At 42.0% G+C, this 12,182-nt stretch carries 11 protein-coding genes and 1 tRNA gene; 6 read left to right on the top strand and 6 right to left on the bottom strand.

The genetic code is table 11. The annotated features are described in order from the left end of the window. Positions 1 to 56: 56 nt before the first annotated feature. The 3 genes from RMY64_RS10740 to RMY64_RS10730 form a co-directional block, all read right to left on the bottom strand. Positions 57 to 764 carry a 16S rRNA (uracil(1498)-N(3))-methyltransferase gene (locus RMY64_RS10740; RefSeq protein WP_322669855.1) on the bottom strand — a complete coding sequence of 236 codons (708 nt, stop codon included), beginning with the start codon at positions 762 to 764 and terminating at the stop codon, positions 57 to 59. An 87-nt stretch (positions 765 to 851) separates the two neighbouring features. Then, complete coding sequence (sir, locus tag RMY64_RS10735; protein WP_322687633.1) at positions 852 to 2,768, bottom strand: sulfite reductase, ferredoxin dependent; 1,917 nt, start codon at positions 2,766 to 2,768, stop codon at positions 852 to 854. A gap of 239 nt (positions 2,769 to 3,007) precedes the next feature. Beyond that, positions 3,008 to 3,547 carry an outer membrane beta-barrel protein gene (locus RMY64_RS10730; protein WP_322669656.1) on the bottom strand — a complete coding sequence of 180 codons (540 nt, stop codon included), beginning with the start codon at positions 3,545 to 3,547 and terminating at the stop codon, positions 3,008 to 3,010. 391 nt (positions 3,548 to 3,938) lie between these two features. Between RMY64_RS10730 and RMY64_RS10725 the strand changes: the two genes are divergently transcribed. Further along, positions 3,939 to 4,880 (top strand): ADP-ribosylglycohydrolase family protein, encoded by a 942-nt coding sequence (locus RMY64_RS10725; protein ID WP_322669655.1) that lies wholly within the window; start codon positions 3,939 to 3,941, stop codon positions 4,878 to 4,880. A gap of 75 nt (positions 4,881 to 4,955) precedes the next feature. Here RMY64_RS10725 and RMY64_RS10720 read toward each other — a convergent pair whose 3' ends face one another. The 3 genes from RMY64_RS10720 to RMY64_RS10710 all read right to left on the bottom strand — a co-directional run bounded on the left by RMY64_RS10720 (position 4,956) and on the right by RMY64_RS10710 (position 7,636). Then, the gene (locus tag RMY64_RS10720; protein ID WP_322669654.1) at positions 4,956 to 5,963 is read right to left on the bottom strand and encodes a transposase; all 1,008 of its coding nucleotides are present in this window, start codon (positions 5,961 to 5,963) and stop codon (positions 4,956 to 4,958) included. Positions 5,964 to 5,984: 21 nt separating this feature from the next. Further along, on the bottom strand, positions 5,985 to 6,836 hold the full coding sequence (locus tag RMY64_RS10715; RefSeq protein ID WP_322669653.1) for a hypothetical protein: 852 nt from the start codon (positions 6,834 to 6,836) through the stop codon (positions 5,985 to 5,987). 140 nt (positions 6,837 to 6,976) lie between these two features. Further along, positions 6,977 to 7,636, bottom strand: a complete 660-nt coding sequence (locus tag RMY64_RS10710) for an Npun_F0813 family protein (protein WP_322669652.1) — start codon at positions 7,634 to 7,636, stop codon at positions 6,977 to 6,979. Positions 7,637 to 7,994: 358 nt separating this feature from the next. Between RMY64_RS10710 and RMY64_RS10705 the strand changes: the two genes are divergently transcribed. The 5 genes from RMY64_RS10705 to RMY64_RS10685 all read left to right on the top strand — a co-directional run bounded on the left by RMY64_RS10705 (position 7,995) and on the right by RMY64_RS10685 (position 12,149). Next, positions 7,995 to 8,067, top strand: a tRNA-Arg gene (locus tag RMY64_RS10705). A 68-nt stretch (positions 8,068 to 8,135) separates the two neighbouring features. Further along, on the top strand, positions 8,136 to 8,816 hold the full coding sequence (locus tag RMY64_RS10700; RefSeq protein WP_322669651.1) for a group I intron-associated PD-(D/E)XK endonuclease: 681 nt from the start codon (positions 8,136 to 8,138) through the stop codon (positions 8,814 to 8,816). A 33-nt stretch (positions 8,817 to 8,849) separates the two neighbouring features. After that, on the top strand, positions 8,850 to 9,428 hold the full coding sequence (locus tag RMY64_RS10695) for a hypothetical protein (protein WP_322669650.1): 579 nt from the start codon (positions 8,850 to 8,852) through the stop codon (positions 9,426 to 9,428). Positions 9,429 to 9,802: 374 nt separating this feature from the next. After that, a complete protein-coding gene (locus tag RMY64_RS10690; RefSeq protein ID WP_322700014.1) occupies positions 9,803 to 10,915 on the top strand; it encodes a site-specific integrase in 1,113 nt (370 codons plus the stop codon). Positions 10,916 to 11,147: 232 nt separating this feature from the next. Continuing rightward, positions 11,148 to 12,149, top strand: coding sequence for a site-specific integrase (locus RMY64_RS10685; protein ID WP_322700013.1), 1,002 nt, complete (start codon positions 11,148 to 11,150; stop codon positions 12,147 to 12,149). The last annotated feature ends 33 nt before the right edge of the window (positions 12,150 to 12,182 follow it).

The raw sequence follows: 12,182 nt of genomic DNA, 5'->3' as shown, positions 1-12,182 counted from the left end.
ATACACGCTGGAGTGATGTCTCGCGCAAAAGTAATTTTGCGTGAGCTATAAATCATTTATACTTCACAACTTGCGGTAATCAAGGATAATGCTACTACTGGGGCTGTAACTGCTCTCAGGATGCGGCGACCAAGGGAAACGGGTTGAAATCCGGCTGATTTGGCATTCTCTACTTCTTGTGTTGTCCATCCCCCTTCTGGCCCAATAGCAATGACAATCTCCTCAGAGATGCTACTCAGCACTTTGTTTAAATGGGGATACTCTCCGCGAGCCTCACAAATATAACGGTGACTTGTCTGATTCGCGGTGACAGCAGTATTAAAAGCAACAGGCTCTAAAATTGTCGGCACGAATGAGCGTTCTGATTGTTCGGCGGCTTCGGCTGCGATACGCCGCCAGCGTTCGAGCTTTTGAGGACTAGGATGAAGTAAAGTGCGATCGCTCAATACTGGTGCAATACAAGTTACTCCCAACTCTGTACAACACCGCACTACTTCATCAAATCCATTGCCTTTGGGCAACGCTACCATCAGGATAATTGATACAGGTAATTCTGTTTCCACCAAAAGCGCTTCTAAAACCCGTGCTTGTTCCCCTGCTAGCTGCGCTAACCACCATTTTCCTCTACCATCCATTGCAATAAAGCGATCGCCTTCACGCAAGCGCAACACACGCCCCAAATAATGCTGCTGTTCTTTGGTGAGTAAAATTTGCCCTTGTTGAAATTGGGAGGGTGCGATCGCAATTCTTTGCAGTTGAGACATGGGATTTTGGAATTTCAAGAATATCAAATCAAAGATGGACACAGATAAATCCATCTGTGTCCATCATGGTTTAATTATTTATTCGGCTTACGAAAGATTCTGGAAGTAAACCTCTAGCGCTTCAGTAACTAACTGAGTCATCGGCTTACCTTGACTTTCTGCTACTTCTTTCAACTTGCCATAAACCTCTTCTTTCAAATTGACCCGATGACGCGATTTGTTTGCACCATTAGCTGTTTGCGGTTCGTAGCTAGCAGCAAATTCGCGGATGGCATCAAAACCAACGCGATCGCAAAAATCACCAAACTTTTCTTTCGATTTGCGAGATTTCTTAAAGTAGACAAAAATTGGCTCTAAGAAGGTTTCCAAGTCATTATGGTGCAGCTTTTCTATGTAAGGTTGCGCCAGTCGAGTTTGATTTGCCGAACCCCCTAACCATAATTGGTAAGATTCTGGGGCGCTACCGACAAAGCCCAATTCTGCTAAGTAGGGACGAGCGCAACCGTTGGGGCATCCAGTCATCCTTACCACAAAATGCTCTTTTTGTAAACCAACTTTATCCAAAAGGGCACGAACTCTTTCCAAAATACCCGGTATTGCTCGTTCTGATTCCGTGATTGCCAAGCCGCAAGTAGGCAAAGCCGGACAAGCCATTGCATACCGTACTAAAGGTTCGATTTTACTGGGGTCGTCTACGACACCGTGACGGCTGAGAATGTCTTGAATAGCTTGCTTGCTATCTGGTTCGATATCGTAAAAAATCAGGTTGTGGTTGGCACTCAGGCGGATGTGTAAGTTGAACTGCTCGACAATTTCCCGCAAAGCGGTTTTCAGTTGAAACGAACCTTCATCTTTGATTCGACCATTGTCAATGGAAATTCCTAAGAATAGCTTGCCATCACCTTGTTCATTCCAGCCGAGGAAGTCGTAATATTTAAACTCTGGCAGTGGTTTGAAGGCTTCAATTGATTTACCGAAATATTCTTCAACTTGAGTGCGGAATTTTTCTAAGCCCCAATCGTTGATTAAATATTTTAATCTGGCATGACGACGGTCGGTGCGATCGCCATAATCTCTCTGGGTAGCAACAATCGCTTTTACTATGTCGTAAACGTCATCCTTCGCCACATAACCGATGGGATCTGCTAACCTAGCGAAAGTTTCTTCTTTACCGTGGGTTCTACCTAAACCACCACCAGCAAAAATATTAAATCCTTCTAATTGCTTCTTTTTATTGGTAATCACTACCAACGTCAGGTCTTGAGAATACAAATCAATCGAATTATCCCCTGGCACTGTCACGCAAATTTTAAACTTGCGAGGCATATAGTACGTGCCATAAATCGGTTCTTCGTTGTCATGAATAATTGTGCCATTCCCATTGCGCTGTCGGGCTGCCTTCACCTCTGGGTCTTCTTCAGCACTAATTGCTTTTTCGCCATCTAACCAAATTTCGTAATAAGCGCCTGTCTGTGCTGTCAGCAAGTCAGCAATATTCTGGGCATAGTCCCAAGCATACTGATACTCTGGGCGATTCTTAAAAGGGGCTGGTGGTGCCATCACGTTGCGGTTGATGTCGCCGCAAGCTCCCAAAGTCGAACCCAGGTTCTTGACAATCGTGGCAATTGCTGATTTAAGATTCTTCTTTAAAATTCCGTGCAGTTGGAAACCTTGACGCGTAGTTGCTCGTAACGTGTGGTTGCCATACTCATCAGCTATTTTATCTAAAGCCAGATATAGCTGCGGCGGTACTAAACCACCCGGATTTTTTGTCCGCAGCATAAACTGGTAATCTTTTTCCTGTCCCTTGGTGCGGTTGTCGCGGTTATCCTGCTGATAAGAACCGTGATACTTCAAAAGCTGTACCGCATTTTCAGTAAAATGGGTAGTGTCTTGAAGGATTTCAGTTGCTACAGGTTCACGCAAAAAATTACTATTTTCCTTGATCCCTTCTACTTTGGAAGGCTTACGGCTAGCGATGGGGGAAGGAGCAGATTTAACCATTAGACTTGTATAGTATTCTCAATAAAGCATTAGTAGACGCCGAATCAGCACCCTTCGGCTAGTTTATCCCCGGTAATCCGGCCGGAATAATGAGGAATATTTTAATTTTATCACGGCAAAAGCTGGCTTTGTCAGTGATGTAATACTTAACAAAACCAGCTTTTTGGAGTAGTGAGTGAAGAAGTGCTGAGTCCTAAGTACTAAGTAAAGTATAAACTGACTGAGGACTCAATAATTTTTTATTTGAAGCGATAGCCAAGACCACCGTTGATGGTAACAGCAGAAGCATCACTATTTTGGTAGGCACCAAGTCCTACTTTAGCGTTAGTGTAGACGAGGAAGTTATTAGCAACTTCCGATTCAACACCAGCACCTACCACTACTGAATCTTTGTTACCTATAGGAGTTGGTGAGCCATCTTTCTCTACAAAAGAATAACCACCAGTTAAATAAGCATTAGTTCTATTAGCGATAGGCACATCCACAGAAACTTCTGGGATAATGGCACTTGTTTTATCACTCCAGAGGACATTACCGCGTGCAGAAAATGGCGTAGTTCCTAATTTCACGCGACCTGTAACATTACCACCAAATGTGGCATCATCGTTGATACCTTGTCCGCCACTGGTAACGCCAGCGGCAACACCAGCACCAACATAGCTAGCATCAGTACCCTTTTTAGTTTCAGCAGAAGCTTGACCAGCTGATAGAACAAAAGGAGCAACTATTAAGGAAGACAATGCAGAAATTGTCACGAAAGACTTGAGTAAGCGTTTCATAATTTTTACCTAAATTTGTATTTTTTACTTGTATATTCCAGGTCGAAAATAAAGTGATAATGTTCCAAATGATTCCCAATTTTTATTAAAAAATTGTTGTGGTTAATGTATAACGCTTACAGGATAACTATCCCTTAAATTGATAAATAAGCTGTTATAATTACATCTCAATGTCTTTACATTCTGTCTGTTTGTTCCCCCAATAGACGCTTTTAAAACTGTCACAATATTTGGAACTAAAAATAAGTCGGGATATGGTAAATAAAATACCCGATTAATAATTTTTGCCTACCTTTTCACAGATGATGAAGTAGGCTGTAACATCTGTTGCAACAAGCTATAGAGGGAATCTATAAAGTTAATTTTGAGCAATTCTTGTGGAGATTGAATAATGCTAACCGTTACAAAAACGTTATCTGGTTTGATGGGTTTATGTGTCGGTGATGCGTTGGGTGTGCCGGTGGAGTTTACTAGCCGTGCTGAACGAGTAAAATCTCCAGTGACAACGATGCAAGGTTATGGCACATGGAATCAACCACCAGGAACTTGGTCAGATGACAGTTCCTTAAGCTTTTGCTTGGCAGAATGCCTTTGTCGGGGGTATTCGTTGGATGCGATAGCCAATTCCTTCTGGCGCTGGTATAAGGAGGCTTACTGGACTCCCCGTGGCGATGTCTTTGATATTGGTCAAACTACCCACACAGCAATTATGCGCCTGAAACAGGGAGTTGTTCCCCATCAGGCCGGTGGTAAGGTTGAAAATACTAATGGCAATGGTTCTTTAATGAGAATCTTGCCGATGGCTTATTGTCACAGAAGCTTAACTTTAGCCGAATTGCTGGCGCGGGTGCATGATGTTTCGGCAATTACTCATGCTCATGCGCGATCGCAAATGGCCTGTGGCATTTATATTAGTATTGCAGTGGCGCTCTTGGAAGGGGCTGACCCGCAAACAGCTTATCTACAAGGATTGCAAGATATCCAAACAATTTATTCTGTCCGAGAATTTTTATTAGAGAAGCCGCATTTTGGCAGAATTTTCAGTGGTGAGATTGCCAAGGTACCAGTGGAAGAGATTAATTCTAGTGGCTATGTGATTGATACCTTAGAATCATCCCTGTGGTGCTTGTTAAATAGTTCGTCTTATTCTGAAGCGGTGTTAAAAGCTGTCAACTTAGGTGGAGATACCGATACTACTGCTGCTGTCACCGGTGGGTTAGCGGGAATTTACTATGGCGTGGAAAATATTCCTAAACAATGGATGAACCAAATTGCTCGTAGACAGGACATTATTTACTTAGCAGAGCGTTTTGCAAGGGCTGTCTACACTTAGGTTAGGAGTTAAAAGTTAAGAGTTAAGAATTATGAAACTCTAAACTCCTAACTCCTAACTCCTAACTTCTAACTCTTAAACCGTAGACAAAGAATAGACCTGACCATCAATTAGCAGTCGTGTAATGCCCTTAGCTTGGAGATGAGTCCGAGCCTTATGCAGCATTTTACTATCAGGAACTTTAATCACGCGATCGCGTTTAGTAGAAAAACGCTTGGCGACGCGATGGTTATCAAACACCGGCAGAGTTCTTTGCTGGGTTTCCAGGCTGGGAATTTGTCCCAAATCACCAAAGTCTTTCAGAGGACGGGTAATTAATTCTGAGGAACGGTCAATTACCAAATAGCAAGTTTTGGGCAAATTGGCTATCGACAGTGGTAAAACTTCAACTGATGCTTCACCTGGTCTTCTTCTTGTAACTAAAGGTCTTTGCTCATCCAGGTCATCATCATCAAAGTCTTCTTCCTCAAAGTCGTCATCCTCTAAATCATCATCATCTAAATCATCCAAATCTTCGGATTCGTCGAGCAAATCTTCGCCCAGCATGTGCGCGATAACAGCCGCTCCTGGATGTTCATTCTTTAGGGGTGGGATGGGGATGCTGACTATTTCCGGCGGCTTTGGCTCTGGAGTTTCTAATTTATCTGCTGTGACTCGGAGTTTCGGTTTTTCCGCAGCCGAAGGGCGTCGCCGCACCCGTCTACTAGCGGCGATTGACTCCGCCGTTTCCTCTGAGTACACTTCCTGCTCTACACGAATTATCTTACGTGGTAGTGGCTCAACCTTTGGCACTTCCAAGGGTTGGCTTTCGATGGGTGGAACTTCTATCTCCGGCTCTGGTTCTGGTTGACTCAGCAGTGGTAACTGCTCGTAGCTCACCTGTGCCCTTCCTTCAGGAGTTCTCGCAGCCCGCTTTAAGGAGACTAAGTATTCATACTCATCTTCTGGCAAAGTGCTTTTGAGCAGGCGACTAATTGTCGAATTACTCACACCATAGCGGTCTGCCAAAGTTGAGGTTGTTTCAGCAGTCTCTCGATATAACTTAAGAATTTCTTGCTTGTCAGAGTCTGTTAGTTTTCTCACGGTAGATACCAAAAATCTTTACTAAGCTCGTTTACGTCCGCTGGTACGCCGCGTTCGTCTTAGTGATGCGTCATATTCTAAGGCAGCGCCCATACCAAATAACACTCCACTAAACACCCAAAACACTTCTAATATTTCTCCACTTTGATAATTGGGGCCTTGGGCATATTTAAACCACATATCTGCAATGTAGAGCGAAAAGGCCGCCGCTGCAATCATTCGCCAAGACTGGGAAACTCTTCCCCCCCAAAAGGCTAGTAGCAGAGTGGTAGCAATAATTAACAAAACTACATCGCTAACTACGTAAAACCAATTCAAAATAGCGACTAGCAGTTCTGAGGGTGTTTCTTGTTGCATAGAAATCCACCATGCCAACAAACTACCGAACACTGCAATTGCTAATACAATTAGCCACTGCCATTTTTCCAGATTGATTCGCCTGGAAGCCACAGCTAAAATCATGCCTGCGCCAAGTAATAGATAAGTCAGTACAAAAAATATATCGCCCACAGACACATCCGGTTCATCTTTTAAAACTATTTCGGTATAGCCGAAAATTATCCCTCCAACGAAATAAGAAAGCATACCTAGCCCAATTAAGAGCCAAACATTCCGGCCACTGACGATTTGCGGACTCAGCCAGTTCCTCAAGCATAAGATACTGGCACCCAAATAAGCTAAAGCTTCAAAAATATTTGTGCCAATCACATACCACTCGGCTCGGCTTTCTATGCCATCGGCTCCAGGAACTTTGGCACTAAATAACAAAAAGTATAGCAGTGCCAGTACGGCCCAGCCAATATTAGCTAAGACAATGTTCTGAGTAGTGAAAATTGATTTAGAAAGGAACGAATTCTCGTAAGAGTTACTCATAGGACTTGACTATGTAGATGCACTCTGGCAGTATTTTGAGTTAAAGGACTGTATATCTAGCAGTGTGTCTATCAGGTAATACACAATCGGACACCAAAAGCAAGTGCCAGTGGCAGGAATTTTGTGAAAAAATTTCCCTGCTACTGCCATAGTTTACCCAGTGGCGATTGATTTAGCCAAGTGATAAACAGCGATCGCTCGGCTTCTGGCATATCTTCTAGCTTATAAATTACTTGTTTGGTAAAATTAGCATTGCCAAAATAGGCTTTTCCTAATCTATGCAGTTCTTGTAACAGGATAACTACATGATTTTCTTGCCAATCAGGTATTTTGGCTGTTGGCAAAGGATTAGTAGATACCAGATATTTCACTGCTTCTAAAGAAGATGCTTGGGGAAATTGTTTTTGCTTGAACACCTCCGCAATATCTTTTTCAAATAATGCAGCTTGTCTAGCACCTAAAAACTCTTCAATGTCGATAGAAACACCCTGCAACAGCAAAATACCGGCTTGGATTAAAATCGCCGTTTTGCCATGATTACCTGTGTCACTATCTAGTTGCTCTAAACGGATTTTACCCCAAACACTAAAGCGTTCTGGTTCCTCCAGCAAAACACAGGCTTTACCTCGGTTATCCGTTAATTCTCTCCATAAGGCTCTAGCTTCTTCCTCTTGACTAGCTTTGAAAACACTAATCAAGCGGAAAGTCTGCCCTTGATAACTAAGAATCGGCACCTGCTGATCCTTTTTTGGGTGCTGAATGCTTGATATTTCAACATCCTGCCGTTTGAGAATAAACATGGCACTAGCAAATAACTCCTCACAGGGGCACTCTTAATATGGAATATATAATGGCATTTGGCAGTATCGCCAAGGCTGAAATTACCTAGCATACTGTAGGAATGAGCCTCGCGATCGCCAGATTCTTCCCGAAGGTAGCCGCCCAGAGGACGTTAGCGCTAACGGGCAAATAACCCCTTGACAACACAATATATCTAAACCAATACCCCATCTGTTTCGTTTTCAGTGTAGATTGCACTAACTAGCGACTAGCATCTTAGCCTTGCTAGTGGTAAATCTGCAATTTTCGATTGCTTCTTGTTACGTCGAAACGATATAATAGTTAAGATGACTCTTTTGGGAGCCATTATTTTGTTTTGGGCGCGTAGCTCAGTGGATAGAGCAATTGCCTTCTAAGCAATCGGCCGCAGGTTCGAACCCTGCCGCGCTCGTTTTAACTCAATATGAACCTTCAAGCACCGTGAAGTGATATGATGATTTCCGAGTTTGAGGTTCGTTATTGCTGCATCATACCAAGAACAAAGGCGATATTGCTGCTACGAAAGCGATCGCCGATCTAACTTTAAAAGGATACTTAATTCTCACACCATTTGTTTGTGAGCATTTATCTTTTGATTTTGTTGCCTACAAAGACGATAAATTTTACAAAATACAAGCTAAATACGCGGGAGATAATAGAGTAGTCAATAAAACTATTTGGGTAGATAAAAATGGTACTCATCAGAAGAAGTATAAAGTAAATGACTTTGACTTTTATACTGTTTATCTGCCTGATATAGATAAAGTTGTTTATCCATCAATTAACTTTAATGGTTGCTACATAACTACCCAGATACCTAATTCAGCTACACCGTTTTACTGGTGGGAAGATTTTACAGACTTAACTGAAGCAGCATCTAAGCGAACCTACAAGGACTTTGGCGTTGATTTAACAACCAGAAAGGTTAACCCAGACTCTAGAATTCATACCAGAAAAGTAGAAAGACCATCGAAAGAAGAACTAGGAAAACTAATTTGGGAAAAGCCAACTGCACAAATTGGGAGAGATTTTGGCGTGTCTGATAAAGCTGTAGAAAAGTGGTGTAAGGCTTATGGAATAGAAAAGCCACCTAGAGGGTATTGGGTGAAGAAAGCTTATGGAAAAGTGGAAGGACAGTTAACAATCCATGACGAAGATTGAAACTTCTTGAGTCTGCTCAAAAAAACTAAATAAATGAAAACTTTTTTATATACATCAGATATTCCATCTAATCGGAGTGATGTTTTAGACTCTCTTAAGGGACTTGCGATACTGAATTTGACTAGATATAGTTGGGAGCCACCTGATAAGGCGGTTCTGGAATACGGCATTGAAGCAAAAGAAGTTTTTTCACTGACAGCCGGCTGTCTTATCATGAGCTTTGACTCAGGGCTAGTTATTGGATATGGAAGTCAACCATCAAAAAACTCAGTTATTATCTGGGTTGAGAAAAACGAGGCTGCTGAAACAAGTGAAGAACTAGCTGAAGAAGATAAGGAACTTTATCCAGTAGATGCAAGAGATGCAGTATACAGTAATAATTTTTGGGCTAGGTTTGTAGGACAACGTATATCAAATATAACTATTTTAAAAAGAAGCTACAGCAGCGCACTATACGCAGATATTGCAAATGAAATTGGATTACTGTTTGAGGTAGAAGATGGGAGTAGATTTATCGCTTCTCACGGATTACATGACGATTCGGATGACTTTTCAGTAATTCAGGAATCACAAATTGATAATGAAATTCGTAATCAGATCCAAGGACTTTAGAGGAGAGAGTGAAAAAAGGGTGTTGTTGAAGACTAAGATAAATATTTCTGTGGCTTATACTGAGCCTACAAAATCATAGCCAAATCATAGCCAAAAAAACAAGCTGGATATCCCAAATTCTAACCTGATAGTCAAAATCATAGTCAAAATAGTCACAAATACAAGTAAGATAATTAGCTTTTCAACATTTGAATTCCTTCAAAAGCCTGAAGCCCTTGCTTTTACGTTGATTATTTCATCAATCTAAAAAGCCCGTGACGAGGATTGAACTCGTGACCTCACCCTTACCAAGGGTGTAGCCTAACGGCTGATGATGTAGCTTAGATAAGACTTAAGAAGCCTTAAACGCAAAGCTTAAGTCAAGTTTAAGGCAGATGAGAAAAATAGAACCATCTCGGAATAATCAAGGAAGTATCCAGTTAAGATTCAGTGTTAACGGTAAGCGTTATGGTTTTAATCCTGTCCCCGGTGGTAGATTTGATAACAAGAGAGACTTAGATATAGCCCAAGCGATCGCTACACAGATTCAAAATGATATCTTAGCCAGAAACTTTGATCCGACATTAGACCGCTACCGATTAGCCCCTAAGCCGAGGGTAGCTAACGCTGATATTCAACATCAAAGTCCTAAATCCCTATTAAGCTTATGGGACTACTGGGTAACTTCTCTTAACCTTCCTGTTGCTACCAGAGAACATCACTACAAAGCTATTAGACAACAGATAGTTAAGGCTAACCCAGACTTGATAGACACCACATGGTTAACCCAGTCCGACTTAGCAGCATCGACTTTTAATCAACGCTTAGGGTATTTGAAAAGGTGCTATCGCTGGGCTGTATCAAAAACCCTGGTAACTAGTAACCCTTATGACGAGCTAAAAACCCGTAGGGTGTATACCAAGCCGCTCAAGCCCTTTACTTCCAGAGAGATTAAAGTGATTATCCGGGGCTTTGAAGAGTCAGCTATGCACTACGCGCCTTTTGTTAAGTTTTTACTGGCTACAGGTGTTAGGACATCTGAAGCTATTGGGTTACGTTGGTGTCATGTGGACTTTGACCAAGGGTTTGTAACCATTCAAGAAAGTCTCTCTAGAGACTGGGCTGGTAATGGTTATCAGAGGGTTAGAAAGGAGACTAAAACAGGTAATAGTAGGCATCTGGCAATGACTGAGGAACTACGGTTATTCTTGTGGTCAATCAAACCTCCTAAACCTGACCAAGATTCCTTAGTATTTACTACGGTTCAAGGAAAAACGATAGATGATGGTAACTTCCGAGAGAGGTACTGGGTTAAGGTACTAACTAAAGTCGGCATAGATTACCGAAGACCCTATACAACTCGGCATACTACTGCTAGTCATGCCATAGATCAAGGAACCCCGGTTACTGGGGTGGCATATTTACTAGGGCATAAAGACACCCGAATGGTTATGCAAACTTATGGTCATCTGGTTAACCGTCCAGATTTACCTAAAATACTTTTTTAACCCCCTTTGTTCATCTTAAGTAGCTGAATACCCTCTAGTATTTCTAGAGGGTTATTAGTATTATATTTTAGTATTTTTATATACTAATGAGTAAAATATTTTAAGTATTATCATAATGATTAGGTTCACCCATAGTGCTGACCCAATAACCTTTTTAGTCAATAAATACTATTACATTTTTGATAAATATAAGATATTCTAAGTAGCGTATAACACATTGAAGACTTACTCAATGAACGCTAGTGAGCATACAGGGCATATTTTAGGGCTGGCTGAAGCGATCGCCAGCCGCATTGAGAAGGACATTCAGGCGGGGCATTTTGACCCCATACTAAAAAGTTATTTAGTCCCTAAAGCTGACCCAAGTAAACCCAAAACCTTCCTAGAACTCTGGGATCTCTGGGTAGGTTCATTAGACTTACCAGAACACACCCTAGCTAATCATTACCGATGGACTAGGGTTATGATTGCCAAGGCTAATCCTGGGTTAACGGATACCAGTTGGTTAACTAAGTCTGAGCTATCAGCCCGGACGTACAAGGATCGCCTGAGTCTTATTAGGTCTTGCTGTAAGTGGGGGCTGGCTAAGGGGCTGATAGCAACTAACCCCTATGAGAACATCAAGCTACGAAAAAGCGCTTCTAAAGAGATTAAGCCCTTTAGCTCCCAAGAGATTAAACAAATAATCCAAGGATTCAATGACCTATTTCCACATTACACAGACTTTGTAATATTCCTACTGGCCACAGGGGTCAGGACTTCGGAAGCGATCGGGCTACGTTGGAGTCATTTAGATTTCTCAAAAGGAGAAATAATCATTAAAGAATCCCTACCTAAAGACCCTAGTGGCAACGGGTACACAAGAATCAGGAAAGAAACTAAGACAGGAAATATAAGATACTTATCAATACCTGATGATCTTCGATCTTTACTTATGTCTCTTAAGCCTCACAAAGTAGACCTAGATGGTCTGGTTTTTAAAACACCTGAAGGTTGCATTATTGATGCTGATAACTTCCGATCGCGGTATTGGACGTTAGTACTTAAGCACTGCCAAATACCCTATAGGAAACCCTATACCACTAGACATACTATGGGTAGCCATGCCATAGAACAGGGCATACCTGTTACAGGTGTAGCGTACCTTTTAGGTCATAAAAACAGCCGTATGGTAATAGAAACCTATGGGCACATGGTTAACCGCCCAGAGTTACCGGACATCCCTATCGGCTGAGGTAACTAGGGTGGTTGGGAACAGCCCAATGGT

Origin of the sequence: Nostoc sp. DedQUE08 (assembly GCF_034530895.1) — a bacterium.
Classification (GTDB): domain Bacteria; phylum Cyanobacteriota; class Cyanobacteriia; order Cyanobacteriales; family Nostocaceae; genus Nostoc.
Note: the sequence above shows the minus strand (reverse complement) of the source record. Positions and strands in the feature narration are given on the sequence as shown.